We start from the raw sequence: 26,998 nt of genomic DNA, 5'->3' as shown, positions 1-26,998 counted from the left end.
CTAAAACACTCGCTATAGCAAAGCTTAGGCGGGATTTAGGCGTATCCAGTCGTTATCGCTAAGAACTTCCAGAGGAGTGAAGCGTGCTTTGTAGCTCATTTTCCGACAGTTCTCGACGTAATACCCGAGATAGTTGTAGGGAAGTCCGACGCTTCTCGCTAACAGTGTCAGGCGGATAATCATGGATGTGCCTACTGATTCGTTTTCCCGGTCCGGCTCGTAGAAGCAATACACAGCCGAGAGCCCATCATTGAATCTATCGAAAACCAGAACACCAATGACCCCCTCGCTATCCTCGGCCACGAGAAACTGTGTGTTGCCGAGGCTTTCGCCAATAAACTCATCGTAGGTCTGTCGGGATGGGGGGTACATGTCACCATCCTGATGCCTCGCATTAATATACCTGCAGTAGAGATCGAAGAATTCAGGGCTATCCGACAAAGCGCGCACCGACACTCGCCAGTGGCGAGTGCGATTAAGTACGCGTTTCATGTTTCTGCTCGGGGCAAACTGTGCGGTTGGGATTCTGATGGACTGGCATTCGCGGCACGATGGGCAGGAGGGCCGGTAAATGAGCTTTCCGCTGCGCCGGAAGCCCAGCCGACTCAGTGCGCTCATGGTATCCATGTCCGGTACTATCCTGGGGTCGACGTACTGACTCTGCGCTTGTCTGTCTTCAAGGTATGGACAGTCGTGTGTCTCGGCAGGTGTAAATAAGGGGATTGATCTCATATCAGAACGCCGGGGAGTGATGGAGGCGCAGGCTTGTTTACTCCCGCGAGAAGTCGGCTCTCAAATTCAGGGCGATCCAGCTCAATAATACCGAATCGCTCCAGATGTGATGTTCTCATCTGGCAATCAATCATCTCAAAACCAAGTTCAAACAGGAGTGGAGCGGCGGAAGCAAAGGCCACCTTTGATGCTCCGCTGTGTTGGGTAAACATACTTTCGCCAAAGAGAATACGTCCTATGGATAGCCCATAGAAACCGCCACACAAGGCGCCGGATTCATCCCAGCACTCTATTGATATCGCCCGACCTGCATCATGGAGCCTGGGATAGTTATCAATAATCTCATCGTCTATCCAGGTACCTTCGCTGTCGGCCCGGGGAGCCATGCAGCCCTTCATTACCCCTTTGAAGTCAAGGTTCGCTGTGACGCGAAGATCGGTATTACGAACCTCGCGAGCAATCCTCTTAGGAACTCTGAAGGTTTCCGGAAGAATGACTGCCCGAGGCATAGGAGTCCACCAGAGCCGCGCCTCATCAGGATCATTCCATGGAAAGATTCCTTTCCGATAGGCGCAATCCAGCCACGCAGGGCTCAGATGGCCGCCTGCGGCAAGAAGTCCTTCGGGCTCTTCGAGTGCTCTACTTGTATCTGGGAATTCCGGCGGGCGGAACTCATCTAACCAATCAATCATAGTTATGAACAGGCTCGTTTAGCCGTGTTAGACTGTGGACGTTTGACCATTAGCAGGACGATATTTTGTCATCGCAGCACTCTGAAATCGACAATAAACAGAAAAATATGTCGGACGACGGCTGGCGTAAACGCCACGACATAGGGTTTCTTCTGCTTACGCTTGGCTGTGTATTGCTGTTTCTGGCTCTCATTTCCTATGATCCGGAAGATGTCGCATGGTCAGTCGTCGGCAGCGGTACGGCAGATAACTCCATCGGGCGCGTCGGAGCCTACCTGGCCGACTTTTTACTTCACGGTCTGGGATATCTCGCATTCGCTTTTCCTGCTCTGATCATGGCTAAGACCTGGTTGTTGTTCCGCAAGGCGCCAGCCGTAGAAGGGCGGGTCTGGGTGCTCAGAGCCAGCGGCCTGCTGCTCATTCTTATCTCACTTGCCGCTCTGGCAGATGTCAGCATCTGGCGGGGCGAGCTCCTGCCAGCAGGTGCTGGAGGTATCATAGGTGAGGGCGCTATAGCGCTAATGGCGCCGTTGTTCGGCTTTATCGGGTCCGTCTCAATTCTGATTATTGCACTGGCACTCGGCCTTGTTTTGTTTCTCGAGTTCTCCTGGCTGATGTTTTTCGAGCGGGTCGGTGGTGTCGCTCTTTCTTTTGTTGGGTGTATTTCTGGAAACAAGAACACTGACTCTCGAAGCGTGGAGAAAGCGGGCGCTACTGCCCACGACCAAAAGACGACCGGTGACAGCATCTTTCGCAAGGCATTCGCCTTTGTCGCGAAGAAACGCGCGACTGGCACCCAAGAGCCTGGCTCTGCTAGTAAGCCTGAAGTCACCGCCTCGAATTCAGGTTTACCTAAGAATAGCCGGCTCGATGCGCAATCAGTCGTTGCGGCATCCGATGCAGGCAAGGATCCGCTCGACAGCTTCGAAGGCTTCAGTGCATTGGATGACCACGGTGACGATTCGCTCGTGAGTGATCTGCCCTGGGATGTTTCTAAGCCTGAACCTGGCCCTGAAGCCGAGCCCAAACCCGCACCTGCCGCCCAGGCAAGAAACGAAGAGGCAAGAAACGAAGGTGCTATCCCGACACAGGCTGTCGCCGCCCGCGAAGTGCCCAAGACGGCCCCAAATAATGACATCATCGAAAACACTGTTGCCGATGTTAAATCTTTGAAAATTGAGCCGCTCGAAAAGCGCGAGTCGCGCCCAAGCGACCGGGCTAAACGAGATTTACAGGGCAAATTATTCAAAGGTAACGACCCGTTGCCTTCAATTGCTTTGCTGGACCCGCCTAAAAGTGATGGCAAGGCCGGCTTTTCGGAAGAACGCCTGCACGATTTATCAGAGCTTCTGGTGCAGAAACTTGCCGACTTTGGTGTGAAAATTGAAGTGACTGCTGTGGCGCCGGGCCCGGTTATTACGCGTTTTGAGATCCAGCCGGCACCGGGTGTCAAAGCCAGCAAGATATCGAACCTAGCGAAGGATCTCGCACGCTCGATGGCCATGGTTGCGGTACGTGTTGTAGAGGTCATACCGGGCAAATCGGTCATGGGGATTGAAGTCCCTAACGAAAATCGCGCCATGGTTACACTGGGTGAGGTTTTGTCGTCTGAAGATTACGACAAGTCGAAATCACCGCTTACGCTCGCGCTGGGTCATGATATTGCGGGTAACCCTGTGATTACTGACCTTGCCAAAATGCCCCACCTCCTTGTTGCGGGTACGACAGGGTCGGGTAAGTCTGTAGGTGTGAATGCGATGCTGCTTTCACTGCTATTCAAGTCTACGCCCGAAGAGCTAAGGTTGATTCTGGTCGATCCGAAGATGCTGGAATTATCCGTCTATGAGGGGATTCCTCATCTGCTGACACCTGTTATTACTGATATGAAAGAGGCCGCAAGTGGCCTTCGCTGGTCGGTCGCTGAAATGGAGCGTCGCTATCAATTAATGGCTGCAATGGGTGTACGTAACATTGCCGGCTATAACAAGAAAGTTAAGGATGCCATTGAGGCGGGTACGCCACTGGCTGATCCGCTCTGGCAGATTGATCAATCATTCGATACGACTCCACCCACGCTTGAACCCTTGCCGTACATTGTGATTGTCGTGGACGAGTTTGCCGACATGATGATGATGGTTGGTAAGAAAGTAGAAGAACTCATCGCTCGAATCGCCCAGAAAGCACGTGCGGCAGGCATTCATATGATTCTGGCGACTCAGCGCCCCTCTGTGGACGTTATTACCGGCTTGATCAAAGCAAACGTCCCGACGAGGATTGCATTCCAGGTGTCATCAAAAATCGACTCGCGGACCATTCTTGATCAGGGCGGGGCTGAGCAGCTGCTGGGGCATGGCGACATGTTGTTTATGCCTCCAGGGAACGCTTTGCCTGAAAGGGTTCATGGAGCCTTCGTTGACGATGACGAAGTGCATCGCGTCGTTGCAGAATGGAAGCAACGCGGGGAACCTGACTACATCGAAGAAATCACACAAGTGGGTGAGGATGGTTCGGTGCCGGGAATGGGCGGCGATGACGCCGACGGTGAAAAAGACGACCTGTACGATCAGGCGGTTGCCTTTGTGACCGAATCCGGTAAATGCTCGATTTCATCAGTGCAGCGTAAATTACGTATTGGCTACAACCGGGCCGCAAGGCTCGTCGAGACCATGGAGGCAGCGGGTGTCGTTTCACCACCAGCTCACAACGGTAGTCGTGAAGTTATTGCACCACCTCCTGCTTAACTCAAGTAAAAGTAGAGTCTTTTTATGATTTCAAAGCTGACCGCATTCGCAGGCGGGATTGTTTTTTCTGTAGTGTCATTGGGTATCCACGCAGGTGAGGCGCTGGAGGAATTTACTTCAAGGCTGACATCCCTCAACTCGATGGAAACCGAGTTCTCGCAGGTGACCATGGATCAGAATGGGGAAGTGTTGCAGAGCTTATCAGGGACGCTCTCTGTTCAGCGACCAGGAAAAATGCGCTGGCAAACAAATCCACCGTATGAGCAGCTGGTTGTCTCCGATGGCGAGTGTGTCTGGGTTTACGATATGGACCTGGAGCAAGTGACCATTCGCAACCTTGAATCAAAACTTCAGGAAACCCCCGCGCTGCTTCTGAGTGGTGATGTCAGCAATATCTCTGACAGCTACACAGCAACGAGAGAAGAGGCTGGTAAAGCCGTGCGTTACAGGTTGAAGCCTCAGGATGCCAGTCAGTTGTTTGAAGCGCTTGAGTTCGACTACGTAAATGATGAAGTTGAATTTATGCGTATATTCGACGCTGCTGGGCAAATCACCGAAATTCGTTTTACTGATCAGCAAGTAAATCCTGAGCTTGATCCAGCTGCATTCACCTTTGTTGCGCCGGATGATGTTGACGTAATCGACGGGCGCCATGGCAGCTGATTTATTTTCGCAGGGTAAACCATACGAGCCGCTGGCTTCGCGCCTTAGGCCTGGCTCGCTCGACGATTACATCGGGCAGGAACATGTCGTCGGAGAAGAGGCTCCTCTTCGTAATGCTTTGAACGCAGGACAGATTCACTCTCTTATTCTGTGGGGGCCTCCGGGCGTAGGCAAAACCACGCTAGCCCGTCTTATCGCCAGCTACGTCGATGCTCAGTTTTTGTCACTGAGTGCGGTCATGGCTGGGGTCAAAGAGATCCGGGCTGCGGTTGAGCAGGCGCGACAGGCAGCGGGGAGTGGCCGCAAGTCACTGCTTTTTATCGACGAGGTTCATCGTTTCAATAAGTCTCAACAAGACGCCTTCCTGCCATACGTTGAGGACGGAACCTTTATCTTTGTTGGGGCTACGACAGAAAATCCGTCGTTTGAGTTGAACAATGCACTTCTCTCGCGAGCGCAGGTATATATCCTTAAGTCTCTTACGGACGATGATCTTGTTAAGGTCATTCAACGTGGACTTGAGTCGGAAGGAGTTGAGCAGAAAGATCAATCTCCGCTTTCTGTTCTTGCAGCTGCCGCGGATGGCGATGCCCGCCGTGCCCTGAATCTGTTAGAGCAAGCGCTACAGCTGAATGGCGGATCTTCTCTCTGTGACGATGATGTTCGCGCGGTATTAGTTAGCAGTCTGCGCAGGTTCGACAAAGGTGGTGATGCCTTTTATGAACAGATATCCGCCTTACACAAATCGGTCCGGGGTTCTGACCCGGATGCCTCCCTCTATTGGTTCAGTCGTATGCTCGACGGGGGTTGCGATCCGCTCTACATAGCAAGGCGTCTCGTGCGTATGGCCAGTGAAGATATTGGCAATGCCGATCCCCGCGCACTCTCTGTCTGTACTGCCGCGTGGGAGGCTCAGGAGCGCCTGGGTAGCCCTGAGGGAGAACTCAACCTGGCTCAGGCCGTTGTTTACTTAGCATGCGCCCCAAAGAGTAATGCGGTTTACACAGCGTACAAAGCGGCGAGGAAACTGGTGCAGTCAACACCGGGCTATGAGGTACCATTACATCTCAGAAACGCTCCCACTCAGATGATGTCTGACATGAACTACGGTGCCGAGTACCGTTATGCGCATGACGAGCCTGAAGCATTTGCAGCGGGTGAAAACTATTTCCCTGAAGCTCTGGCAGATGAGCGTTTTTACTCTCCGGTAGCTCGCGGCCTTGAGCAGAAGATTGGTGCCAAGCTGGATCACCTTCGTGAACTCAATCGCCTCAGCGATAAGAAACGATATACAGACGGCGGTAGTTAACTTTGGCGTATTTATGGATCGCTCTGGGAGGAGCGCTGGGCGCGGTCGCGAGATTCAGCATGGCGACGGCGGTATTTAAGTGGTTTGACCGGCCTTTCCCCTATGGCACGCTTTCAGTGAACCTGTTAGGCTCCTTCGCCATTGGCGTCGCCTATATCTGGCTCGTCGAAAATGGGTTTGGTGGCGATCATCATCGTCAATTGGCGATGGTGGGTTTTTTAGGTGCATTTACTACCTTTTCTACCTTCTCATTAGAAAGTATTTCTCTACTTCAGCAGGCGCGATATGAAGCGTTTCTGGCCTACATTGGTGTCAGTCTGCTGGGGTGTCTTGCTGCTACGGCCGCAGGAATGTGGCTCTCAAAATCTCTGGTTTAAGAAGAACAATGCTCGATATTAAGTACATTCGCGACAACATAGATGATGTTAAAGATGCTCTAGCCAAGAAGGGCTTTTCATTTAATGATGTGGAATTCGGTCGACTTGACGATGCACGTAAAAAAGCACTGACTGAAGCTCAGTCGCTGCAGGCAGAAAAGAAGAAAGCATCCAAACAGATTGGCCAGCTGATCGGACAGGGTATGTCGCCAGAAGAGGCGAAAGCTCAGGTGATGAGTGGTCTGGATGCCGATATTACTCGCGCAGAGCAAGCTGCCAAGCAGGTTGAGTCTGATCTTCGTGAAATGCTGATGGCGATTCCGAATGTGCCCTTGGCGGAAGTGCCTGCGGGTAACGATGAGGACGACAATGTTGAAGTCCTGAAATGGGGTGAGCCGCGCGAGTTTTCATTTGAGCCGAAAGATCACGTAGATGTGGGCGAACCGCATGGCCTCAATTTCGATGCCGGTGCTGTGGTTGCGGGCTCTCGCTTTGCCGTCATGAGCGGTCCTATCGCCAGAATGCACAGAGCGCTGACCCAGTTTATGCTTGATATGCACACACTGGAGCATGGCTACGAAGAAACTTACGTGCCGTACCTGGTTAACCGTCAGGCACTCGAGGGCACAGGCCAGCTACCTAAGTTTGAAGAAGATCTCTTTAAAATTCCGCAGGCTCAGGGTGATAAGGATCTGTATATGATCCCTACCGCTGAGGTTCCTGTAACTAATCTGCTGCGTGACACAGTGAATGATGTCGAGCTGCCGGTGAAAAAAGTCGCCCATACCCCATGCTTCCGCAGTGAAGCGGGTAGTTACGGTCGTGACACCCGAGGCATGATTCGCCAGCATCAGTTCGACAAAGTCGAGCTGGTTCAGTTTGTTAAGGCGGAAGACTCAGAGAAGACTCTTGAAGAGTTGACCGGCCATGCTGAAGCAATCCTTCAGAAACTGAATCTCCCATACCGCAAGGTGATTCTGTGTGGTGGTGATCTGGGCTTTTCAGCAGCCAAAACCTACGATCTTGAAGTCTGGCTCCCCGGTCAGCAGAAGTACCGTGAAATCTCCAGTTGCAGTACTTTTGGCGATTATCAGGCTCGTCGGATGCAGGCGCGCTGGCGTAACCCTCAGACAGGCAAACCCGAACTGCTTCACACACTGAACGGCTCGGGCCTGGCCGTCGGCCGGACGCTAGTCGCTATTCTTGAAAACTATCAGGAAGAAGATGGCTCGGTTTCTGTACCTGTGGCGCTTCGTCCGTACATGGGTGGTACTGAGCGGATCAGTACTGCGAAGGTTGGCACTGAACGGAAAGGTGTGTGAGCAATAGTCATCTGCCCCTCGTAATTAATGCATCGCGAGCCCGCTTTTATATCATCGGCGGGGGAGCGGTTGCTGCGAGAAAAGTAAAAACCCTGATCGATACTGGCGCGATGATTTATGTCATCGCGCCCAATATCGATAATGCGATCCTTGATCTGGCAGGTGACAGACTGACGTGCCACGAGCGTGTCGCCGGAGAAGAAAATTACCGAGCCGGCGACTATGTTGTTCTGGCGACGGATGACAAGGCGACGAACGAACATCAGGCTCGCCTCGCTAGAAATTCTGGCGCGTGGGTTTGCCGTACTGATGAGCCTGAAGATAACGATTTTTCTTTTCCTGCGGTTGTCGATCGTTCACCGTTGAAGGTTGCAATCTCAACCGGTGGGGCAACCCCTGCACTGACACGACTCGTCAGAGACCGCATCGAAGCGTTTATCCCCACGGATTATTCACGACTTGGTCAGTGGCTGGAGTCGCTGAGACTGAGGTTGCGCAGCGAGGGCACATCTAAGGAGCGGGGAGTTTTCTGGCGAAGATTGATGCAGTCTCAGGCCCCCGATCAGGTGCTGGCAAGACAAGAAGCATCAGCCGACAAGATAGTCGAGGGATTACTCTCTGGTGAGGATATCTCGGCCGGAGAAGCATTTCTTGTAGGTGCGGGGCCCGGTGATCCTGACTTGCTGACCTTTCGGGCCCTACGTTTGATTCAGATGTCAGATGTCGTCTTCTACGATCGCTTGGTCAGTCCATCCATACTCAGTCTATTACCCGATGACTGCGAGCGGCATTACGTTGGCAAGGCGAGAAGCGATCATGCTGTCCCTCAGGATGAAATCAATCAACGTCTGGTTGATGAAGCTCTGAAAGGTCGAAGAGTGCTGCGACTCAAAGGTGGAGACCCCTTTATTTTTGGTCGTGGTGGCGAAGAAATTCAACAGCTGGCAGAAGCAGGCATTCCATTTCAGGTTGTGCCCGGAATTACCGCTGCAAGCGGCTGCTCATCGTATGCTGGCATCCCCCTTACTCATCGGGATCATGCACAGAGCGTACGTTTCGTAACCGGGCACATGAAGGACGGCACCTGCAACCTGCCGTGGAGTGAATTGATTCATCCACAGCAGACACTTGTAATCTACATGGGATTGGTTGGTTTGCCAGAGATTTGCAGTCAGCTGATCGCTCATGGTATGCCTGCAGAAACACCGATTGCGTTGATCGAAAAGGGCACCTTACCGGACCAGCAAGTGCACACGGGTACGCTCGCGACCATGCCTGAATACGTCGCTGGCCGGAAGATTCAGGCGCCTACGCTCACGATTGTGGGGAGCGTCGTCAGTCTTCACTCTACGCTTAATTGGCGCTCAGGCTAGTAAGCTTTTATCCCGCTCTGCCCAGGCTTTGCTGCATTGCGATAGAGCGGACACGTAGTCTGTTGTTTTAAGCATGGCACACAGGGCCAGGGCAGCGGTGCGTAGCACAGCATCGTGGCCATATTGCGAGTGATCCTGGCCTTGCCAGAGCTTGACGAGATGCTCGGCATTCGGACTTGCGGCTTTATCATCATAGTGGGATGAATCATTCGCAATCCGAAACTGGGCCTCTTCACCCTCAACAACCACTGTTGCCTGACAGGGGCGCTCAGGATTCACCTCAAATTCCCCGCCTTCACCCTTGATGATGGCAGCCGTATCCTGATTAATACCTGCCGCCATAGAGTGAGTCGTCCGGTAATCCGGGTGGAATATGCCCTGCACAGAAGGCACTCCTGCCGGAGCGATCGTTTTAAGCACTGTGTTGATCGGTGAGCGCACGCCCAGGACTGACTTAAGACTAAGCCACTGTTGTAGCGATGGGTGCACCTCGGAGCAGGGCAGGTAGACCAGCGGCGCGACAATCGTACCAAGGGAATCTCTGGTCGCGGCAGGTAAGCCAAGCTCCTGAAAAACTTCATGGGCATAAACCCGACCCGGAGTGTGAGCCAAAGTGCCGTGAACAAGGATGCGATGCCCCATCTGACCAAGCAGCAATGCAGATAGTACCCACCACATCGGCTGGCGCCGTTTGCCTGCATAACTCGACCAGACTAGGTCAAAATGTCCAGCTGGCTCAGGCCAGTACTCATTAACTGCAGACGCAAACCCAGCTATTTCATCAGGGGTTTCTTCAAGTACCCGTAGCAGCATAAATATTGCGCCGAGTTGAACATCTTCATAACGTCCGGCGAGCATCTCACTCATCGTGAATCGCGCTTCTTCGAACGTCATATTTCGGCTGGCGTTCTTTCCTCTGGCAAGGATGCGCACGTAATCGGCCAGGGCGTGTTGTGTCACAGGCAATTCTCCGGTCTTGGAAGGCCAGCTATTCTCGCGGCTTTTTTCGCCGGGCTCTCAGGAAATAATGTCATCAGGTAAATACTCCCTGCTTTTTCAGCGCCGAGTGTCTGCTTAATATAGCGAGAGAGCGGTCTCATCGCTGGCGCGAGATCAAACTCTGCGTAGAAGGCGCGAATGGCATTAATGATTTCCCAGTGATCTTCTGTAAGGGTGATGCCTTCATCTTGCGCAAGTGCTGCAGCTACATCAGCATTCCAGTCGTTGAGTTCAACCAGAAAGCCGTCTTTATCCAGTGTCAGGTCATTGAGGGTCGCCATCTCAGAACCAACTTATTACTTGGTGGCTCTCTGCCGTCAGGGTCACCCACTCGGGATCGCTGATCAGACGAGCACTGGTTTCATTGATTCCGCGGACTTGAGCGTCCTCTGCCAGCATAAAAAGATCAGCGTCTGAGCTGATCTGCTTTACTCTCGCGTTCTGGTAGCAGCCGTCTCCTGCGAGCAGAATTACGTCCCCTGGTGATAGTGCGGCCAGGACCTGGCCCAGAGTGTCAGGCAAATCTGAAAATAGGGTGTGAACAATCATGATCAGAAAGATACCACATGATGGGCATCTCTGGCCCAGTTTGCCGCTTCCTGCTGCGAAATAGTCTGGCAGGTGCCGAAAGTTTTCGGGCTTTCGTCTGAGATTGCCGGCCCGCCAACTACAGCAATGTCATCTATACCGTACATCGGGAGTGCCGCAAGTAGCTTAGCCGGGGACTTTCCCCCGGGCTTGCGCGAAGCCTGGCGCGCGTTAAGCCAATCAATGCCGCGCCCTGAGAAAAGAATTTTCACTTCGATGTCAAAAGCCGCCATAGCCAATGCATACTCCAGCGCCTCGCAGTCAGGCGTCGGTGGACGAGTGATGTTAATCAGAATGGAAGAGCTCATCAGAATTGCACCATTTTCTCACTGTCATGAACAACCTCGGTCATTTCTCCAAGCCCGGTGAGCGTGAATGAAGGATGTATCGATGATACGCCAAGGTTATAGCGCTCCGCTTCCCGCTCATCAACAATCCCTCTGCGTACGCTGTTAGCAATGCAGGCATGTAAGGGGATAGATATTTCTTCTGCAAGCTCCGCCCAGCTTTGCGCAATCGATTTCTGCCCCTGCGGTGGGGTCTGGAAGCGATTTGCGGCGAGCACAGCATCGCCGTAGAAAAATATCCTCTTGATCGAATGATCACTTTCCAGAGTCGCACGTATAAAACGCATGGCCAATTGATGCTGGCTTCCCTGAAAGGGTGAGCTGGATATGAGTATGGTGTAGTTCACTGAAGCCCCCAAGATTTATCACCCATGATAGCCCTGTGGTTGGGTACTGTCAGCTCTAAAGGTAAGGCGGTAACGAATTGATTTTAAAAAAGAAGTTGACGTGGAAAATGAGAGAGGTAATATAAGCGCCGTTCGGAGGGATGGCTGAGCGGTTGAAAGCACCGGTCTTGAAAACCGGCATAGGTTAATAGCCTATCTAGGGTTCGAATCCCTATCCCTCCGCCACTTATTTCACGAAAAAGCCCAGCAATATGCTGGGCTTTTTTGTTTCTGAATTCATGATTTCATATTGATCTGGACAGGTACCGCTCTAAAACAAAGATCGGGCTGCAGCGATCAGAACGGATGCGCTCACGCACGCCGTCAATGCAATCAGCGCCATCTCTGCCTTCGTTACGCGTGACAGCGATTCTGGTGTTGCAACAATTGCGTATATAACTCCAGTCTCTTGCTTTGGTCTCATAGCAGTGCCCTGTTTTTGTGAACTGCTGAAATCATGCCATCTGTAATCGGAGAAATCGTGCGTACCTCTGTGGCTTTCTGTGACAGACGGTAAGTTTTGCACTCAGAGTGTGACAAGGGTTGGGAAAATAAAGCGCGCTAGTTTGATTTCAGACCTGTCAGGTATGCAGCGACTGAACGTCCCAGGGCGTTGAGGTCGTATCCACCTTCCAGAATACTCAGCACGGGAGTGTTTCTTGCTGCTGCAATGCCATCAATCATGCGGCCGAGCCAATTATAGTCTGAATCCAATAGATTCAATTCCGCCATCGGGTCATCTTTGTGGCCATCAAAACCTGCTGAAACAATAATAAGCTCAGGTGCATATGACTTGAGGGCTGGCTGCCAGTGCTCTTCGATCATAGCTCTGAATGTCGCACTGCCAGTGCCGGACTCAAGCGGAACATTGATCAGGTTGTTGAACTTTGACTGCTCGTAGTGAGTGTATGGGTAAAAAGGGTGTTGAAAGCTGGAGCAGATGAGAAAACGCTGATCATTCCCAAGAATGTCTATAGTGCCGTTGCCCTGATGGGCATCGAAATCGAGAAGGGCTATCCGCTGAAAGTGGTGGATATCGGCAGCTCTGAGCGCTGATATGGCAACGTTATTTAAAAAGCAGAACCCCATGGCCTTGCGGTGTTCTGCATGATGACCCGGCGGGCGCGTTGCAACAAAGGCGCGCGACTGTTCGCCCTTTGCAAGGTCATCTAATGCTGCTGTACAGGATCCCGCCGACCATAAAGCGGCATTGAGTGATCCGGGTGACATGGCGGTATCTTCGTCAACGTAGATGTGGCCATGCTTAGGTTGAATCAGGTGGAGCTGTTCAACATAGCCTTTGCTGTGCGCCCGGAGGATGTCTGGCATATCAGCCGACCGACCATTGACATGAATCAGTTGCTCCCAGATGCCCTGAGATTTAAGCTCCTGCTCTATAGCCATGATTCGCATGGCGTGTTCGGGATGGTCTTCATCCGTAAAGTGCGAGAAGTGCTCTTCCGACGTGTAATACGCTAATGGCATCTGTTCCTGACCGTCTTGTTTTTGCTCAGTGTACTCTCGACTGGCACAAACACAAAAAACCAATGGAGGTTTGATGGGTACCCGATCTCTTGAACGCTTTGTGCAGCCCGAGTCGATCGCTGTAATTGGTGCATCTGACAGGCAGGGCAGTCTTGGTGGTGCAATTGTCAGAAACCTCCTGGAGGCAGGGTACGAAGGCAAAATCCAGCCCGTTAACAGCAAGGGCTACAAAGAGATTTATGGTTTGCCGGCGGTAGCAAAAATAAGTCAACTGAAGAGCCCTCCCGATCTGGCCATTATCTGCACTCCTGCGGACTCCGTTGCACGCGTAATAAAGCAGCTCCACGCCATTGGTGTCGAGGCAGCCATGGTACTCACAGGCGGGATGGCCCGTACACGTTCTTGGCAGTTCCGGCCTAACTCAGAAAAAATCGACCGCATCGTCAAGCAGACCCGGATGCGGATTCTGGGCCCTGACTGTCTTGGTATCGTTATTCCACACAGAAAGCTCAATGCAAGCTTCCTTCATGTCCCTGTCAGGCAGGGAAATATTGCCTACATAGGGCAGTCGGGCACGCTCGCCTCTGGCGTAATGGACTGGGCTTACAGCAGGGGCATTGGATTCTCTCATGTCGCGACACTGGGTCGCAGCGAGGACGTGACTCTCCCGGATCTGATCGATTACATATCTCAGGAGCCTAAGGCGCGGACGTTACTCATCCAGCTTGACGAAATTCGCTCAGGCCGTGCATTGGTTCGGTCTCTACGTGCTGCCTCCAGGCACAGACTCGTTCTCGCAGTAAAGAACAACCGCTTTTCTGACAGCCCTCTCAATCCAGTGTCTTCTCCTAAAGGGTTGTCTCGCCGGGACGACTTGATTGATGAGGTTTTAGCCAGGGCAGGGGTTCTCAGGGTAAATGCGACGGACGAGTTATTTGATTGCGTTGATGCTCTCAGCAATCGCCGCGAACGCTTTGGCCCCCGACTTGCCGTTATTGCGAACGGTCGAGGCCCTGCGATTATCGCAATGGATCGACTTCTGCACGACGGTGGTGAGCTTGCGACCTTCACGCAGGATGGATCGCAGGCACTGAAGAGCCAGCTGCCAGACTATGTTAAAGCAGAAAATCCGCTACTCCTTAACCCGGAGTTAAAGCCAGAGCAGTTAAGCTCTGTCGCTAAAACCGTTCTTACTGACCGTAACGTCGACGCGTTACTGGTTATATTTACGCCTGGATTGGGGACAGACGCCCAAGCAAATGCTGACGCTTTGATAGAAGTTGCTGCGCATACTCAGAAGATGGTGCTGACGAGCTGGGTCGGTGAATATTCGGTGGAGGGCGCAAGGGCGAGCTTCGACCGCGCAAAAATCCCGACATTTGATACTCCGGACAATGCCATTAAGTCCTACATGTACATGGTTCAACACCAAAGGACGCAGGACCTGTTACGTGAAACCCCGGAAAGTATTGAAATTCCTGTGTCTGCGCAGCACGCCGGATTGGACGAGGAAATTCGAAACTCATACAAAGCAGGAGACTATCTATCGCCACCGGATGCCTACAAATTACTTAAAGCGTACGGCTACTCCTGTGCTGATAGCATTTTCAGGAATACCCCCAATGAGCTGATCAAGGACGCTCAGGCAATCCCTAAACCCTGGGTTCTGCGAGTTCATCACAAAGATTACCTTTATCCTTTCGCCTACGGCACGAATCCTCGCGAGCGTGTTCGCAGCGTGGTTCGTGATCTGCACAACGAGAAAGAGCTGCTGCCAGCGATAGACTCGCTTTCTGAGGTCATTACTGAGCGATTCCCGGAGAGTCCGATACTGGGATACACGGTACAGACCATGCACCGGGCACTGGATAACCTTCAGTTTTCGTTCGGCATTGGTCGTGACAACGAGGTTGGCCCGTTTATCTTCTTTGGTGGCGGGGGCAGTACGGCCGATATTCTCGTCGATCGCCAGGTGGCGCTCCCACCTCTGAATGCAAACCTTGCCGAAAAGTTGATCCGCAAATCCCATTTTTATGAGGTTCTCCAGGAACGCTCGGAATACCCTGAAAAAGACTTACTCACACTCGAGCGCTGGTTGGTCGCATTGTCTCACCTCGCGCTGAATCACCCATGGCTTTCGGGGCTGGAAGTGAACGCAATCCGTCAGCAGATTGGTCGGTATCGTGTCATTGGTGTGGCTGCTGAAGTCGGAGAACCAGTAAAATGTGCAATCCTTCCTTATCCAACAGAACTGTCGGGCAGCTATACCTCGCCGAATAACGTCGAATATCTTGTTCGGCCTATCCGCGGAGAGGATGAGCCGCAGCTTGACGCCTTTTATCATCGACTGAGCGCTGAGAGTCTCAGGTTGCGTTTTTTCTCTGCACGCCGGCGTTTTGATCATACCGAGCTGGCTCGCCTTACGCAGATAGATTACGACCGGGAAATGGCTTTTGTAGCCTGGCGTGACGGTAAAATATTTGGCGTCGTGAGAGTCTGGATCGATCCTGACGACGTAACCGCTGAGTTCTCTGTAATCGTTGATGATAATTCCAGAGGCGAGCGTCTTGGGTTTCACCTGATGAGCCGTATTATCGAGTACCTGAAAGATCGCGGCGTTCTGCAGATCTACGGATCAGTTCTGCCCGAGAACGGGCCAATGCTGAAACTTGCTCAGCGTCTCGGTTTCTCGAATCGGTTGAATACTGCCGACGGTGTTGTTGAGGTGGCAATGATGTTGAACAGTGAAAAGTACGCGTGGCAATCGAAGCGCATGTACCCGGTGTAGTTGCTTTGGTATATTTCACACCTTATCGCAGCCGGCCAATTCTGGAGATGTTTTTTTGATTCGAGTCCTAGTAGTTGATGATCAGGATCTGGTTCGATCAGGTATTTGTCGCTTGCTTGCCGATGCTGAGCAGGTTGAGGTTGTCGGCGATGCTGCCAGTGGCGAAGAGGCAGTGCAGAAAGCGCGCGACCTGGAGCCTGATGTTGTCCTTATGGATATTAACATGCCGGGCATCGGTGGCCTTGAGGCTACTCAGAAGATTCTTCAGCGTCAGCCCGAGGTTCAGATTATTGCGCTGACTGTTTACGACGGCGACCCCTACACATCGCGACTCCTGAAGATTGGTGCCTCTGGTTACCTGACCAAAGGTGCACATTTTGATGAAATGCTGAGAGCGATCGTCAAAGTGAATTCCGGCCAGAAATATATCAGTCCTGAAATTGCTCAGAAGTTGGCATTACGCCCATTTCAGGATGATGCCGGATCACCCTTCGAGACCTTGTCTGAAAGAGAGCTCCAGATCTCCATCATGATTGCGAAAGGTCAACGTGTCCCATTAATTGGTGAAGCACTGTTTCTGAGTCCTAAAACGGTCAATAGTTATCGCTATCGCATCTTTGAAAAGCTCGGCATAGAAAAGAGTGACGTGCAGCTAACCCATCTTGCCTTGCGGCACGGACTGATTGACGCCAACGAAGTGAATTAATGCCTGACTTCGATATTAAGGCATTCCTGAAGTCGCTCACTCAGAGGGCAGGCGTCTACAGGATGTACGACAAAGACAAGTCGCTACTCTACGTAGGAAAGGCAAAAAACCTGAAGAACCGGGTTTCGAGTTACTTCCGTGCCCGCGGTCTTAACGCAAAGACCGTCGCCTTGGTCAGTCGGATTGATCATATCGATGTCACGGTCACGGGTAGTGAAGTCGAAGCGCTTATTCTTGAGCAGACACTGATCAAGAAGCATCACCCGCCGTACAACATCCTGCTCAAGGATGATAAATCATATCCTTACCTGCACATCTCAGATCACTCGTATCCGCTTCTGTCATACGCCCGGGGGCGACGCAGGAAAAAGGGCCTGTATTTTGGTCCTTACCCGAACCCCGGTGCTGCCCGTGAGGCGCAGAACTATCTGCAGCGACTGTTTCTTCTCCGCAACTGTGAAGATAGCTACTTTAATCACCGTAGCCGTCCTTGTTTACAGTATGAGATTCATCGCTGCTCGGCTCCGTGTGTCGGTCATATATCGAAAGAAGAGTATGAACGGGACATTCGGCGCGCAAGAATGTTTCTCGAGGGTAAATCACGCGAACTTATCTCTGATCTTCAGGCTGGCATGGAGCAAGCAGCAGAAGATCTTCAATTTGAGAAGGCAGCTGAGTTCAGAGATAGAGTAGAGCTACTGAGACGCATCCAGGAGCGCCAGATGGCGGAGTCTGGAGAGAAAAATGCGGATGTCTGGGTCGCAATTGAGTGGCAGGCAATGATCTGCGTTCAACGCCTCACCTTTCGTAAAGGGCGCCTCACCAACTCCCAGAGTTTTTTTCCGGGAGATAAAATTGGTGTGCCGCTCGAAGAGTTGTTTGTTTCCTATATTGAGCAGTTCTATCTGGGTGGTCATGCAAGTGACACCCTGCCTGAAGTCCTCATTGCTGACATAGAATCCGATGTGCTTGCACCTATGCTGTCAGTACTTAAAGAACGAGGCCTCTCGCTGCAGCACCAGAGAGGGGTGCGAGGCGACGGTCGCCAATGGCTGGCAATGGCTGAAGAGAACGCCAGAGCGGGCATCCAGTCTGTCATGTCGGGGCGCCAGGCAGCGCAAAGCAAGCTCGATGCAGTCGCTGATCTTCTGAAACTGAATTTTGTTCCGGCCCGGATAGAGTGTTTCGATATCAGTCACGCTCAGGGTGAGGCTGCGTACGCATCCTGTGTTGTCTATGGCAAAGAAGGATTGGATAAGTCACGCTACCGGCGCTTCTCGGTGAAAAACGTCACCGCAGGGGATGACTACGCAGCACTTGAAGATTCCGTCCGCAGGCATCTCACGCGCATGCTTGAGCAGAATGACCTCCCGGATATTCTTTTGATTGATGGCGGCAAAGGACAGGTCTCAAGAATTGATCAGGTCCTGGATGAACTACAGATTACCGATGTGTACTTACTTGGCATATCAAAGGGGACAACCCGAAAGTCAGGGTGGGAATACTTGTGGCGACCGCAGACCGCGAAGCCTATTCTTCCCGATGCTCATGACGCAGGCTTTCGGCTTCTGCAGTACGTTCGCGACGAGGCACACCGCTTTGCTATAACCGGCCATAGAAAAGAGCGGGCTAAGAAACGGGGGCAGTCCGATCTTGAGAAATTACCCGGGGTAGGACCAAAAAGGCGAAGAGAGCTTTTGCTTCACTTCGGCAGTCTGCGTAATATGCGCGGTGCGCCGCGGGCTGAGTTCGAAAAAGTCCCGGGTATCAGTAAAGCATTGGCAGGGCAGATTTTCGCTGCCCTCCATGGTGAAGAACAGGAGTAGTACCGGCAATGAACATACCTAATATACTGACTATGGGGCGGATATTGGTGATTCCGCTGATGGTGGTATGTTTTTACTGGTTAGGGGAGAGTGGCCGGGTCTGGGCATCCCTGTTATTTGCGGCGGCTGCGGTCACTGACTGGCTGGATGGCTATCTCGCACGAAAGCTTGACCAGACCTCGGCGCTAGGTGCGTTTCTTGATCCGGTTGCTGACAAACTGATCGTTTCCGTCGCTCTGGTACTGCTCGTAGAACATTTTGCACACCCTTGGTTGACGATTCCGGCAATGGTGATCGTTGGCAGGGAAATCGTAATTTCGGCACTTCGTGAATGGATGGCAGAGCTTGGTAAGCGGGCCAATGTCGCTGTCAGTCAGTTGGGCAAGATAAAAACTGCACTCCAGATGGTCTCTATAACCGTGCTGCTGGGTGCATCAGAGGGAAGCCTGCTCGAGGTTCTTGGGATTTATGCACTTTACGGAGCGGCGATCCTGACTCTATGGTCCATGCTGATCTATCTTAAGGCCGCGTGGCCTGAGCTGAGACGCTAACAACTTCGGGAAAATAATTCTCTAAGTTGTTAAAAAGTAAGAAAAAAGGCTTGACTGGTTACACGTATTATTTAAAATGCGCAGCACTTAAGCGGGAATAGCTCAGTTGGTAGAGCACAACCTTGCCAAGGTTGGGGTCGGGAGTTCGAGCCTCCTTTCCCGCTCCATTCTTTCTTACCCTAAGAAATGAATATCAAAGCGCGTTACCAGAGCGCTATTGATGTAAGTGCACTGATCCCAGTGCAACAGCCAGACTCCTGTTTGGTAAAAATATGGCGCGATAGCAAAGCGGTTATGCACTGGATTGCAAATCCACGTAGGCCGGTTCGACTCCGGCTCGCGCCTCCACTTACTTTCTGGCAGCTATGTCAGGAGCCCGTTCGCCCGGGTGGTGGAATTGGTAGACACAGGAGATTTAAAATCTCCCGACCTTATGGTCGTGCCGGTTCAATTCCGGCTCCGGGCACCATATCATAGCCCCACACCCTCTACGTAAAGCAATCGTATCCAATAACTATGTTCCCAGATTATATCGAGCCGGTTTTTCGTCCGCCCTCAGAAGGGCGATCTATGATTTTTCAGGTTACCAACGGGTGTTCCTGGAACAACTGCACCTTCTGCGATATGTACACTCAGCCTCAGAAGAAGTTTAGAGCCCGCAACGATGATGAGGTGCTCGCAGAAATTAGAAATGCGGCAGCGGTCGGCCCGAGATTTGAAAAGGTGTTTCTGGCAGATGGCGATGCACTTGTCCTCCCTGTTCGACGCCTCGAAAACATTCTTCTGCAGATCAGGGAGAGTCTCCCCTGGGTTAAGCGTGTAGGTGCCTATTGCCTGCCACGAAACATCAGAAAGAAGTCTTTAGAGGATTTGCAGTGCCTAAGAGAACTGGGACTCGGCATCGCCTACGTTGGAGCTGAGAGCGGAGACGACGACGTTCTTAAGGCTATCTCAAAGGGCGAGACATATCAGTCCACCCTGGAGGCACTCCTTAAGCTGAAGGCAGCCGGCATCAGCTCATCAGTCATGGTGCTGAATGGTATGGGAGGGCGCTCACTGAGTCATCAGCATGCAGTCAACACAGCAAAACTGATGACCGAGGCTCAGCCGGAGTTTCTTTCAACCCTGGTAGTGAGCTATCCGCTAGGCCAGAAACGTGTCGAACAGGGCTTCGAAGATGCGGGTTTCGACTACGAATTACCGGATCAGCACGAACTTTTTGTTGAACTCCGTACCTTTATTGACAGTCTGGAATTAAAAGACACGGTATTCCGTAGCGACCATGCCTCCAACTATCTTCCTCTCAAGGGGAATCTTGGGGCAGACAAACAGGCATTGCTCGCCCAGCTTGATACAGCGATCAATAAACCAGACTCCATCAGGTTGCGACAGGAGTGGCAAAGAGGACTTTAAGGCAGGCCGATGAACTTAGAAGATATAAGCAAGGCTTTCGATCTCGACAAGGTGCAGGTATACCCATTAGACAAATGGACTCCCGACCTGTCTGGGGATATAGATATCCGGGTAACGAAAGATGGCAGATGGTTTCATGAGGGTGGCGAAGTCCGCCGTAAACCTTTGTTAAGGCTCTTTGCATCTATTGTAAAACAAGAAGGCAATGAATTTTTCCTCGTTACGCCGGTTGAGAAGTGGCGCATACAAGTAGAAGACACACCTCTTCATGTAATTTCACTGATAGGGGAGCCTGATACCGGGGTTAGTGCGGTTTTATCAAATGGCCAGGTGGAGCCTCTCGGTGGCAATAGGGAAATTACATTGACTAAGCTGGATGAGAATGACATCCCTGTTATAGCGACAGCGCAAGGGCTGGCTGCACGTTTTTTGAGGTCAGCCTACTATCAGCTGCTGGAAATGGGCGAGCTTACCGAGAGCGGGTTTTCGATACGCTCGGGTCAGAATTTGATTACCTTTGCTTTGTAAGTGAAGGTAAATGCGTCATATTGTGCCACGTTGCTATTGAGGGCCTCATAAACCCTTGTGTATTGGCTGTAACAAGGTAATTTGCTACTGAGTGTCAGTTGCACAAGTATGGTGCCGGACGTAAACTGATGTAACTACAATAAAAACTTGATGGATCGCCTATCATGAAAAAATCACTACTCGCGGGTTGCATAGCACTCGCAACTGCAGGTGCTCAGGCTGAACTCTCGCCTATGTCTGAGTTTGAACTGCACAACGTTACTGGCCAGGCTGGTGTCGATATCGAACTGGATGTAGGTCTATCCATCGAAGAGATACGCTACACCGATACAGAGTTTGAAGGGGATGGTGACGGTGGCTCCCTTTCCGTTAAAAACATCACTATTGGTGGTGCTAACAAATCGTCATTCTTCCAAACGCCAAACATCGTTCCGAACGCTAGCAATTCCCTGGATGAAGTAATTTTCAGTATTGATATTGCCTCTGATGGCGACTTGGTGATTTCTGGCAACCCGAAGAACGGTAACTTTATCGACTTCAGCCTGACAACCGGCGCGATCGCCACTCTGGACTCCAATGGCGACGAGGCAGCCAGGCTGGTTGACAGCGTAAGCATGGTTGGCTTGGCTGCAGGACTTCTAATGAAGGTGGAGTCCACGGGCAATAAGGTTATTCTTGCGGCGGATATCGCGATTGAGGATATGGATATTGATGCATCTTCTATTGGTTTTCAGTTAGAGAACGTGACTGTGGCAGGCGAGAACTATCTTCAGGAAGTTGATGTGTTTGGAAAGGCGAAGCCACTTAGCTGGGCCTTTCCTGTTGGGATGATTATCACTCCTGAGAATACCGGCGTAGATATTGAACTCCTACCTAGTGTAATGGATATTCAGGTGGAAAAATTGTCCGTTGGTGGCGACCACGTTGGCGCCTTGCGCATTGATGACTTTGCACTCAACGATGTGAGTCTTTTTGTTAAGGGCCACAACTAATAGTTGTCAAGCCGCCAAAAGAACCCCGAGGGGCTCTTTTGGCGTATCAAGCTAGCACCAAAGCAATAAAAAAGGGCCTTTCGGCCCTTTTTTATTGTCTTACATATTTGGATAGTTAGGACCGCCACCGCCTTCTGGCGTAACCCAGGTGATATTCTGGGCAGGATCTTTGATATCACAAGTCTTGCAGTGCACGCAGTTCTGAGAGTTGATCTGGAAGCGCTGACCATTCTCATCTTCTACCACTTCATAAACACCAGCAGGGCAGTAGCGCTGTGCAGGTTCATTATATTTAGGCAGGTTCTGAGTTAAAGGGATCGACGCGTCCGTCAATTTCAGATGGCAAGGCTGGTCTTCAGCATGGTTTACGTTACCCACGAAGACAGAGCCAAGCTTGTCGAAGCTAAGCTTACCGTCTGGTTTCGGGTAATCGATCTTCTTGCAATCCGCTGCTGGCTTGAGCGTTTCATGATCCGCTGTCTTGTCGTGCAGTGTGACAGGCATCGGGAAAATGTTCTGATCGATAAAGTTGAAGGCTGCACCACCGAATATACCGAATTTGTGCATCGCAGGGCCAAAGTTGCGGCTGCGATGCAGCTCTTCCCATGCCCATGACGCCTCAAAGGCTGCAGTGTATTCGTTGATCTCGTCATTGGCACGATCAGCCTGAAGCGCCTTGAACATCTCTTCTGCTGCCACAAGGCCACTCTTCATCGCGGTGTGAGTACCCTTGATCTTAGCGAAGTTCAGCGTGCCCGCGTCACAACCAATCACCAGGCCGCCTGGGAAGGTCATTTTCGGCAGGCAGTTCAGGCCGCCTTTGGCGATCGCGCGTGCGCCATAAGATACGCGCTTACCACCTTCAAGGTACTGCTTCAGTACTGGGTGGTGCTTCATGCGCTGGAATTCATCAAACGGGCTGACGTGTGGGTTGCTGTACGACAGATCCGTAATCAGGCCAACAACAACCTGGTTGTTTTCAGTGTGATACAGGAAGAAGCCACCGGTTGAGCCGGACTCACTGAGCGGCCAACCAGCACCGTGAAGAACGAGGCCTTCTTCGTGCTTAGCAGGATCAATATCCCACAGTTCTTTGATACCAATGCCGTAGTGCTGAGGATCTTTGCCAGCATCCAGGTTGAATCTGGCAATTAGTTCCTTGCCAAGGTGTCCGCGGCAACCTTCTGCAAAAACGGTATATTTCGCACGCAGCTCCATTCCAGGCATATAGCTGTCTTTCTCTGAGCCGTCTTCGGCAACACCCATATCACCAGTGACAACACCCTTAACAGTATCATCTTCAATGATCAGGGATGCTGCAGGGAAGCCCGGATAGATTTCTACACCCAGAGCTTCGGCTTGTTCACCCAGCCAGCGGCACACATTGCCAAGGGAAACAATGTAGTTTCCATCGTTGTGCATCGGCTTAGGGATCGCCCAGTGTGGAGTTTTGACAGATTTCTCATCGGAAGTAAGGAAGTAAACTTCATCACCTTTGACTGGCGTATTCAGCGGAGCACCCATCTCTTTCCAGTCAGGAAAGAGTTCTGTCAGTGCACGATCTTCGATGACCGCACCAGAAAGGATGTGTGCACCAATCTCAGACCCTTTTTCAACCAGGCATACTGAGATTTCCTGGCCTGCTTCTTCTGCCAGTTGTTTGATACGACAAGCTGCCGACAGGCCTGAAGGGCCGCCGCCGACGATGACTACATCGTATTCCATTACGTCACGTTGCATAGATGATCTCCTCAAATCACGATGGGAGTGCCGCATTCGCGGTCGTTGCTTCACCGGTTTGCCCGGTTCGAAAAAATGGTGGCCATTATACGGCGAGAAGACTGTCAGGCAACTTATTTAAAGGCAGAAGTGCCGTATTTACTGGCCTGAATCAGTGTTGAGAATAGCTCACACTTGACCTCAAGTGTCACAATCCCAATAATGTGGCCCGCTGGAAAGGGTATCTGGCAATGTTTTAGCTGCAAATCACCCTTTAATCATCCACTAGAGAATACGAGGAATCTATGAAGGTTCTTGTCGCTGTAAAACGCGTTATCGACTACAACGTCAAAGTACGCGTAAAAGCAGACAACTCTGATGTTGATCTGACTAACGTCAAAATGGCTATGAACCCATTTTGTGAAATTGCCGTAGAAGAAGCAGTTCGCCTGAAAGAAAAGGGCATTGCTTCTGAGATCGTTGTTGTATCTATCGGCCCTAAAGTAGCTCAGGAGCAAATCCGCACTGCTCTGGCGCTGGGTGCTGATCGCGGCATTCTGATCGAAACAGAAGAGAAGCTCGAGCCGCTGACAGTTGCCAAACTGCTGAAAGGCGTTGTAGAGAAAGAACAGCCACAGATCGTTCTGATGGGTAAACAGACCATCGACAGCGACAACAACCAGACTGGCCAGATGCTAGGCGCTCTGACTGGCATGCCGCAGGGCACGTTCGCTTCAGAAGTTGCTGTAGATGGCGACAAAGTAAACGTTACTCGTGAGATTGACGGTGGTCTGCGTACTGTAGCTCTGAACCTGCCAGCAATCGTTACGACTGACCTGCGCCTGAACGAACCACGTTACGCATCGCTGCCTAACATCATGAAAGCTAAGCGCAAGCCGCTGGATACCACTACGCCTGCAGACCTCGGTGTTGAAGTTAAATCAACCCTGTCTCTGGTTAAAGTGACTCCGCCAGCCGAACGCTCTGCTGGTATCAAGGTCGACAGCGTTGCAACGCTGGTTGATAAACTGAAAAACGACGCGAAAGTGCTCTGAGAGAGGTTGGTGTAATGGCAATTTTAGTAATCGCAGAACACGATAACGCCACTCTGAAAGGCGCTACCCTGAACACTATCACTGCTGCTGCCAAAATCGGTGGCGATGTTGAAGTTCTGGTTGCAGGCTCCGGTTGTGGTGCTGCTGCAGAAGCTGCTGCAAAAGTAGCTGGTGTTTCAAAAGTACTGGTAGCGGACAACGCTGCTTACGAATACCAGCTTGCTGAAAATATGGGCGAACTGGTTGCTGAGCTTGGTAAAGGCTACAGCCACATCCTGGCAGCTGCTACCACGACTGGCAAAGACTTCCTGCCACGTGCAGCGGCACTGCTGGACGTCAACATGATCTCTGAAGTGATCGGCGTTGAAGGTGAAGATACATTCGTTCGCCCAATCTACGCTGGCAACGCGATTGCAACTGTTAAGTCTTCTGACAGCATCAAGGTGATGACTGTTCGTGGTACTGCGTTTGATGCAGCGGCTGCAGAAGGTGGTTCAGCTGCGACTGAGTCTGTTGATATTGCAAAAGACGCAGGCGTGTCTGCTTTCGCAAGCGAAGAGCTGGCCAAGTCTGACCGTCCTGAACTGACTGCGGCAAGCGTGGTTATTTCTGGTGGTCGCGGCATGGGCAATGGCGACAACTTCGAAATGCTGTACAAAGTTGCAGACAAGATCGGCGCTGCTGTTGGTGCATCTCGTGCTGCAGTTGATGCTGGCTTCGTTCCAAACGACATGCAGGTTGGTCAGACGGGTAAAATCGTTGCTCCAGATCTGTACGTTGCAGTCGGTATCTCTGGTGCTATCCAGCACCTTGCAGGTATGAAGGACTCTAAAGTCATTGTTGCTATCAACAAAGACGAAGAGGCTCCTATCTTCCAGGTTGCAGACTACGGTCTGGTTGCTGACCTGTTCGACGCGGTTCCTGAACTGGAATCTGCTCTCTAAGGTTTATTAAGCCTTAGAAAAAAGCCCGGCTATTGCCGGGCTTTTTCGTTTTGGCCATATTCAGCTGAACAAGTGTCTTGTCATGCTCTTGTCATTTATCTGTAATAGGGTACTTTACACAACCGCTCGGAGAGAGTTGGTCGTGTTTTACTGGCAATTACATAGGATGTCCCTTTGAAAGTCACCGTTGCTGGCTCCGGTTACGAGTCATTTGTCATCAGCGCCTGTCTCGCTGAAATGGGCAATGTCATCACCCATTACTCTCAGACTCCCCCGAATAACGTGCATGACCTGAGTTTTCATGAGCCAGGTTTGCCGGCCATGCTCAAAAGTAACGTATCTGCTCGACGGCTTTCGTTCTCCGATGACATTTCCCTCGCAAGTGACTGCGACCTATGCATTCTTGCCCTAGGGCACGCCGACACCGTTGACGAACAAGCGTTAGCCTTTGCTACTGAGTTTGGGGCTGCACTTAACAGTGAAACAATTTTGGTAAATTCCAGCCCGACGTCGCTTGGAGTAACGGAAAAAATGCTCGAAGCTGCTCAGTCTTCAGGAAACTCGGTGAATATCGTCTGTTACCCCGTCTTTCTGAAAGAAGGGGAAGGGATCGAAGATTTTATGAGACCTGACCGTATCGTTCTTGGTACTGAGAGCTACGAGGCTCGATCTGTCATGGTCTCACTTCTGAGACCATTCAGCCGACAAAAGGACCGGGTCACACCAATGAGTGTCCGTGATGCGGAACTGACCCGCCTTGCAGCCAGTGCAATGCTTGCGACCAGAATTTCATTGATGAACGAGATTGCTGCGATCGCTGAATCATTCGGGGCAGATATTGAGGCTGTTCGCAGTGGCATAGGGGCAGATTCACGAATCGGCTATTCTTATCTTTATCCTGGTGTTGGCTATGGTGGGGTTTGCCTGCCTGGAGACATTAAAGAGCTCGTCAATGAAGCGACCAGCAAGGACATACAACCCGTTTTGCTAAATGCCGTGTTGCAGCGGAACAGCATGCAGCAGGAATGGGCCGCATCCGCTCTGAGAGGTTGCCTCGGCGAACTACGCGGCAAACAGATTGCTATCTGGGGGCTCGCATTCCGTCCGGAAACCGCAGATGTGTCAGGATCGGCTGCCATTGTATTGATTCGTCAACTGCTTGATGCTGGCGCGACTGTCGCGGCGTATGATCCTATGGCAATAGAGGCTGCAAATAAGGCTCTCGGAGAGCAAGCTGGCGTGACCTTCTGCAGCCACCAATACGATGCGCTGACAGATTCCGATGCGCTGGTACTGATGACAGAGTGGAAACCGTTCCGCCAACCTGATTTCAATGCCATCGGAAAGCTTCTGAAACAACCGGTTATTATTGATGGCCGCAATCAATATGATTCTGCCGCACTAAGACAAGCTGGCTTTACTTACCGCGGCGTTGGCCGTGGTAACAGAGAATAATTAGAGA

The 26,998-nt window shown here is 51.6% G+C and carries 24 protein-coding genes, 4 tRNA genes and 2 pseudogenes; 21 read left to right on the top strand and 9 right to left on the bottom strand.

All coding sequences use genetic code 11. The features are described from left to right. Positions 1–24 precede the first annotated feature (24 nt). Positions 25–732 (bottom strand): arginyltransferase, encoded by a 708-nt coding sequence (locus tag BW941_RS15855; RefSeq protein ID WP_076517725.1) that lies wholly within the window; start codon positions 730–732, stop codon positions 25–27. Then, positions 729–1,424, bottom strand: coding sequence for a leucyl/phenylalanyl-tRNA--protein transferase (gene aat / locus BW941_RS15850; protein WP_076517723.1), 696 nt, complete (start codon positions 1,422–1,424; stop codon positions 729–731). The genes BW941_RS15855 and aat overlap by 4 nt, the downstream gene beginning before the upstream one ends. Before the next feature lie 107 nt (positions 1,425–1,531). Between aat and BW941_RS18135 the strand changes: the two are divergent. The 7 genes and pseudogenes from BW941_RS18135 to cysG form a co-directional block, all read left to right on the top strand. Next, positions 1,532–1,999 (top strand): annotated as a pseudogene (locus BW941_RS18135) (DNA translocase FtsK 4TM domain-containing protein); the annotation flags it as partial. 687 nt (positions 2,000–2,686) lie between these two features. Beyond that, positions 2,687–4,165: pseudogene (locus BW941_RS18130) on the top strand (DNA translocase FtsK); the annotation flags it as partial. Positions 4,166–4,189: 24 nt separating this feature from the next. Continuing rightward, positions 4,190–4,828, top strand: coding sequence for an outer membrane lipoprotein periplasmic chaperone LolA (gene lolA, locus BW941_RS15840; protein ID WP_076517721.1), 639 nt, complete (start codon positions 4,190–4,192; stop codon positions 4,826–4,828). Further along, positions 4,818–6,137 (top strand): replication-associated recombination protein A, encoded by a 1,320-nt coding sequence (locus tag BW941_RS15835; RefSeq protein ID WP_076517719.1) that lies wholly within the window; start codon positions 4,818–4,820, stop codon positions 6,135–6,137. Before lolA ends, BW941_RS15835 begins: the two co-directional genes overlap by 11 nt. A gap of 2 nt (positions 6,138–6,139) precedes the next feature. Further along, complete coding sequence (gene crcB / locus BW941_RS15830) at positions 6,140–6,514, top strand: fluoride efflux transporter CrcB (protein ID WP_076517717.1); 375 nt, start codon at positions 6,140–6,142, stop codon at positions 6,512–6,514. An 8-nt stretch (positions 6,515–6,522) separates the two neighbouring features. Continuing rightward, positions 6,523–7,836, top strand: a complete 1,314-nt coding sequence (gene serS / locus BW941_RS15825; RefSeq protein WP_076517714.1) for a serine--tRNA ligase — start codon at positions 6,523–6,525, stop codon at positions 7,834–7,836. After that, complete coding sequence (cysG, locus tag BW941_RS15820) at positions 7,833–9,209, top strand: siroheme synthase CysG (protein ID WP_084189076.1); 1,377 nt, start codon at positions 7,833–7,835, stop codon at positions 9,207–9,209. Before serS ends, cysG begins: the two co-directional genes overlap by 4 nt. Here cysG and BW941_RS15815 read toward each other — a convergent pair. Genes BW941_RS15815 through tusD form a run of 5 tightly spaced genes read right to left on the bottom strand, consistent with a single transcriptional unit; the run spans position 9,201 to position 11,490 of the window. Continuing rightward, positions 9,201–10,169 carry a glycosyl transferase family protein gene (locus BW941_RS15815; protein ID WP_076517712.1) on the bottom strand — a complete coding sequence of 323 codons (969 nt, stop codon included), beginning with the start codon at positions 10,167–10,169 and terminating at the stop codon, positions 9,201–9,203. The genes cysG and BW941_RS15815 overlap by 9 nt on opposite strands. Continuing rightward, positions 10,166–10,489 carry a TusE/DsrC/DsvC family sulfur relay protein gene (locus BW941_RS15810; protein WP_076517711.1) on the bottom strand — a complete coding sequence of 108 codons (324 nt, stop codon included), beginning with the start codon at positions 10,487–10,489 and terminating at the stop codon, positions 10,166–10,168. Before BW941_RS15810 ends, BW941_RS15815 begins: the two co-directional genes overlap by 4 nt. Position 10,490: 1 nt before the next feature. Further along, positions 10,491–10,757: a DsrH/TusB family sulfur relay protein gene (locus BW941_RS15805; RefSeq protein WP_076517709.1), complete on the bottom strand. Its 267-nt coding sequence runs from the start codon at positions 10,755–10,757 to the stop codon at positions 10,491–10,493. Between the two features lie 2 nt (positions 10,758–10,759). Further along, positions 10,760–11,104 (bottom strand): DsrE family protein, encoded by a 345-nt coding sequence (locus BW941_RS15800; protein WP_076517708.1) that lies wholly within the window; start codon positions 11,102–11,104, stop codon positions 10,760–10,762. Then, positions 11,104–11,490, bottom strand: coding sequence for a sulfurtransferase complex subunit TusD (gene tusD / locus BW941_RS15795; protein WP_076517706.1), 387 nt, complete (start codon positions 11,488–11,490; stop codon positions 11,104–11,106). The genes BW941_RS15800 and tusD overlap by 1 nt, the downstream gene beginning before the upstream one ends. A 134-nt stretch (positions 11,491–11,624) precedes the next feature. On the opposite strand from tusD, the gene BW941_RS15790 reads away from it, so the two are divergent. After that, a tRNA-Ser gene (locus BW941_RS15790) sits at positions 11,625–11,715 on the top strand. A 375-nt stretch (positions 11,716–12,090) separates the two neighbouring features. On the opposite strand, the gene BW941_RS15785 is transcribed toward BW941_RS15790, so the two are convergent. Continuing rightward, positions 12,091–13,014 (bottom strand): histone deacetylase family protein, encoded by a 924-nt coding sequence (locus tag BW941_RS15785; RefSeq protein ID WP_076517704.1) that lies wholly within the window; start codon positions 13,012–13,014, stop codon positions 12,091–12,093. 73 nt (positions 13,015–13,087) lie between these two features. On the opposite strand from BW941_RS15785, the gene BW941_RS15780 reads away from it, so the two are divergent. From BW941_RS15780 to BW941_RS15735, 10 genes are all read left to right on the top strand, one after another. After that, positions 13,088–15,802 (top strand): bifunctional acetate--CoA ligase family protein/GNAT family N-acetyltransferase, encoded by a 2,715-nt coding sequence (locus BW941_RS15780; RefSeq protein ID WP_076517702.1) that lies wholly within the window; start codon positions 13,088–13,090, stop codon positions 15,800–15,802. Between the two features lie 55 nt (positions 15,803–15,857). Beyond that, a complete protein-coding gene (gene uvrY / locus BW941_RS15775; RefSeq protein WP_076517700.1) occupies positions 15,858–16,508 on the top strand; it encodes a UvrY/SirA/GacA family response regulator transcription factor in 651 nt (216 codons plus the stop codon). Next, positions 16,508–18,334, top strand: a complete 1,827-nt coding sequence (uvrC, locus tag BW941_RS15770; RefSeq protein ID WP_076517698.1) for an excinuclease ABC subunit UvrC — start codon at positions 16,508–16,510, stop codon at positions 18,332–18,334. The genes uvrY and uvrC overlap by 1 nt, the downstream gene beginning before the upstream one ends. An 8-nt stretch (positions 18,335–18,342) precedes the next feature. Beyond that, positions 18,343–18,885, top strand: a complete 543-nt coding sequence (pgsA, locus tag BW941_RS15765) for a CDP-diacylglycerol--glycerol-3-phosphate 3-phosphatidyltransferase (protein ID WP_068439446.1) — start codon at positions 18,343–18,345, stop codon at positions 18,883–18,885. A gap of 91 nt (positions 18,886–18,976) precedes the next feature. Then, positions 18,977–19,052: transfer RNA gene (locus BW941_RS15760), tRNA-Gly, on the top strand. A gap of 107 nt (positions 19,053–19,159) precedes the next feature. Next, positions 19,160–19,233: transfer RNA gene (locus BW941_RS15755), tRNA-Cys, on the top strand. 34 nt (positions 19,234–19,267) lie between these two features. After that, positions 19,268–19,354 (top strand) — tRNA-Leu (locus BW941_RS15750). 101 nt (positions 19,355–19,455) lie between these two features. Then, complete coding sequence (locus BW941_RS15745) at positions 19,456–20,298, top strand: radical SAM protein (protein ID WP_245820120.1); 843 nt, start codon at positions 19,456–19,458, stop codon at positions 20,296–20,298. Positions 20,299–20,307: 9 nt separating this feature from the next. Beyond that, positions 20,308–20,826 (top strand): DUF1285 domain-containing protein, encoded by a 519-nt coding sequence (locus tag BW941_RS15740; RefSeq protein ID WP_076517693.1) that lies wholly within the window; start codon positions 20,308–20,310, stop codon positions 20,824–20,826. 164 nt (positions 20,827–20,990) lie between these two features. Next, positions 20,991–21,818 carry a DUF6160 family protein gene (locus BW941_RS15735; protein WP_076517690.1) on the top strand — a complete coding sequence of 276 codons (828 nt, stop codon included), beginning with the start codon at positions 20,991–20,993 and terminating at the stop codon, positions 21,816–21,818. A gap of 99 nt (positions 21,819–21,917) precedes the next feature. Here BW941_RS15735 and BW941_RS15730 read toward each other — a convergent pair whose 3' ends face one another. Further along, a complete protein-coding gene (locus BW941_RS15730; RefSeq protein WP_076517689.1) occupies positions 21,918–23,558 on the bottom strand; it encodes an electron transfer flavoprotein-ubiquinone oxidoreductase in 1,641 nt (546 codons plus the stop codon). Positions 23,559–23,842: 284 nt separating this feature from the next. Here BW941_RS15730 and BW941_RS15725 point away from each other — a divergent pair, with 284 nt between their 5' ends. The 3 genes from BW941_RS15725 (at position 23,843) to BW941_RS15715 (ending at position 26,991) form a co-directional block, all read left to right on the top strand. Beyond that, positions 23,843–24,592, top strand: a complete 750-nt coding sequence (locus tag BW941_RS15725) for an electron transfer flavoprotein subunit beta/FixA family protein (protein ID WP_076517687.1) — start codon at positions 23,843–23,845, stop codon at positions 24,590–24,592. Positions 24,593–24,606: 14 nt separating this feature from the next. Then, entirely contained in the window at positions 24,607–25,536 is a 930-nt protein-coding gene (locus tag BW941_RS15720; protein WP_076517685.1) for an electron transfer flavoprotein subunit alpha/FixB family protein, read from the top strand. 174 nt (positions 25,537–25,710) lie between these two features. Continuing rightward, on the top strand, positions 25,711–26,991 hold the full coding sequence (locus BW941_RS15715; RefSeq protein ID WP_076517683.1) for a UDP-glucose dehydrogenase family protein: 1,281 nt from the start codon (positions 25,711–25,713) through the stop codon (positions 26,989–26,991). Positions 26,992–26,998: the final 7 nt, after the last annotated feature.

The sequence above is a fragment of the Thalassolituus maritimus genome (assembly GCF_900156675.1).
Classification (GTDB): Bacteria; Pseudomonadota; Gammaproteobacteria; order Pseudomonadales; family Oceanobacteraceae; genus Thalassolituus; species Thalassolituus maritimus.
The sequence above is the reverse complement of the archived record's forward strand: the minus strand, read 5'-3'. Positions and strand labels throughout refer to the sequence as shown.